Origin of the sequence: Streptomyces sp. NPDC088400 (assembly GCF_044753355.1) — a bacterium.
Taxonomy (GTDB): domain Bacteria; phylum Actinomycetota; class Actinomycetes; order Streptomycetales; family Streptomycetaceae; genus Streptomyces.
The window spans coordinates 1-2425 of the sequence record NZ_JBIVMZ010000035.1 but is presented as its reverse complement, the minus strand read 5'-3'; the positions used below and the strand labels follow the sequence as shown (position 1 = coordinate 2425).

General features: G+C 60.3%; 1 protein-coding gene. It reads left to right on the top strand.

Annotated elements, in window-relative coordinates; translation table 11 throughout:
• Window positions 1-535: 535 nt before the first annotated feature.
• The gene (locus ACIQD6_RS36185) at window positions 536-2314 is read left to right on the top strand and encodes a reverse transcriptase domain-containing protein (RefSeq protein ID WP_401891334.1); all 1779 of its coding nucleotides are present in this window, start codon (window positions 536-538) and stop codon (window positions 2312-2314) included.
• Window positions 2315-2425 lie beyond the last annotated feature (111 nt).

Sequence of the window (2425 nt, the reverse complement as noted above, 5' to 3'; positions counted from 1 at the left end):
TGATGTGCGCCACGAGGCGCCTTGTTGTATCCCCGGCTCAGCCGGGAGGAATTGGAGGGATATTCCTGGGCCTGATGGCTCACCTGGATCCGAAAGGTGATGGGGACCAGAGCATGCCAGACAATCAGTGACCGGGCTCAGTTGCCAGGGACGGTGCACTGAGGGGCCCGCGTGATATGGCGAAAGCTGGATTGCCTGAACCCCAATCTCCAGTTGATGAAAGTTCGCATCCATCGGAAAGGCTACTGAAACCGATGCCATGTCCTGTGGCGGCCTTGATCAGGGGCCGACGCACCCTCTGCGACATGGGGCGATGTCCAGTGAGGGCATTCAAGGAGATGAGTGGGGCGCCTACGTCACGCTATGACGTACAACAAGGACGAACGTGGGATCGCCTACGGGGTGCGAACCCTAAGGCGACGGAGTGCTCGTAGTAGTCGCAGGAGTAACGACCTGTCAAGGAGAGCGGGAAAGCCGCTCGCAGGGCGAAGGGGCACAGGTGACTGGATGCGAACGAGACCTGGAGGTATGCGAAATGCAGAGTGCCGACACGGTGTTAGGCATCCTTCGTGAGCGCGGCAGGCTAGAACTGCCGTGCGACGAACTGTATCGGCAAATGTTTAATCCGCAGTTGTACCTGGTGGCTTACGGCCGCATCTACTCCAATAAGGGGGCGATGACGCCGGGAGTCACTCAAGAAACCGTGGACGGCATGTCGTTGGACAAGATCGGCCGCATCATCGATGCGATGCGTCACGAGCGCTACCGATTCGGTCCCGTCAAGCGGGTCAGCATTCCCAAGAAGAATGGGAAGCTCCGCCCGCTTGGGCTGCCGACATGGACGGACAAACTGGTTGGTGAAGTGTTGCGCCTCCTTCTGGAGGCGTACTACGAGCCGCAGTTCTCCGACCGTTCCCACGGGTTCCGGCCCGGACGGGGATGCCACACGGCCTTAACCGAGGTGGGCAATACCTGGACGGGTACGACCTGGTTCATCGAAGGTGATATCTCCGACTGTTTCGGATCGATCGACCATCAAGTCGTCATCGAGACCCTGTCAGAAAGAATTCACGATGGCCGGTTTCTTCGGCTGGTGCGAAACATGCTTGAGGCCGGGTACATGGAGGACTGGACCTGGGGCGCCACGCTCAGTGGGGCACCCCAGGGCGGGGTACTCTCCCCGCTTCTATCCAATATCTACCTCCACCGACTGGACAGATTTGTCGAGAAGATTCAGATTCCGCAATACACCCGAGGGCAGAGCAGGGTGCGCAACCCTGCCTACCTGGAGGTGGTCAACGCGATCGCTCGTGCCCGCAGGCGGGGGAACCGGACCGAAGTCCGGTCACTTCGCAAGCAGCAGCGCAGTATTCCCAGCGTGGATCCGAATGATCCGGGCTACCGAAGGCTGCGTTACGTGCGATACGCCGATGACACCCTGCTAGGGTTCATCGGGCCGAAATCCGAGGCCGAAGAGATCAAACGGCGCCTCGCGGCATTCCTCCGCGACGACCTCAAGTTGGAAATGTCGCCAGAAAAGACGCTGATCACCCACGCCCGCAAGGGCGCGGCTACGTTCCTCGGATACGAGATCGCCGTCCAGCACAACGATAGGCAGGCAACCCGGGGCCGCAGGACGGCCAACGGGTCGATCGCCTTGCGTGTGCCAGCGAAGGTGATTCGAGAGAAGGCAGCCCTATATTTCAGTCGCGGAAAACCCGCGCATCGGTCCCAGCTCCTCAACGACGACGACTACACCATCGTCAACGTCTACGGGGCCGAATACCGGGGCATCGTCCAGTACTACCTACTGGCTGGCAACGTATGCCGATTGCATCGGCTGCGTTGGGCCATGGAAACCTCGTTGCTCAAGACACTGGCAGCGAAGCATCGCTCGACCGTGTCCAAGATGGCGGCCCGCTACAAGGCCAAAGTCGAGACACCATATGGGTCCCGCACATGCTTCGAAGCCAGCATCCCCCGCGGCGCAGGTAGGAAGCCACTGGTCGCACGATTCGGCGGAATCTCATTGACGCGACAGAAGGCAGCGGTCCTCGCGGACCGTCAAGTGGCCAACCCCCGCCCCAGAAAAGAGCTGATTACCCGGCTCTTGAAAGGGAAGTGCGAGCTATGCGGGACATCGGAAGACGTGCGAGTGCACCACATCCGAAAAATCGCCGACCTCGACAGGGGAGATCCACCTACTGAATGGCGCCAGGTCATGGCGAAGAAACGGCGCAAGACTCTGGTGGTCTGCACTGGTTGCCATGACATGATCCACTCGGGAAAGCCAACCAGCAGCGTCACGAAATAGGTCACTGGAGAGCCCGTTACGGGGAAACTCGTACGGCGGGTTCGGAGGGGGGCCGTGCGGAAAAGGGCCTGCATATGGCAGGCACCTCGTCGCGCGGCCTACCCAACCAAC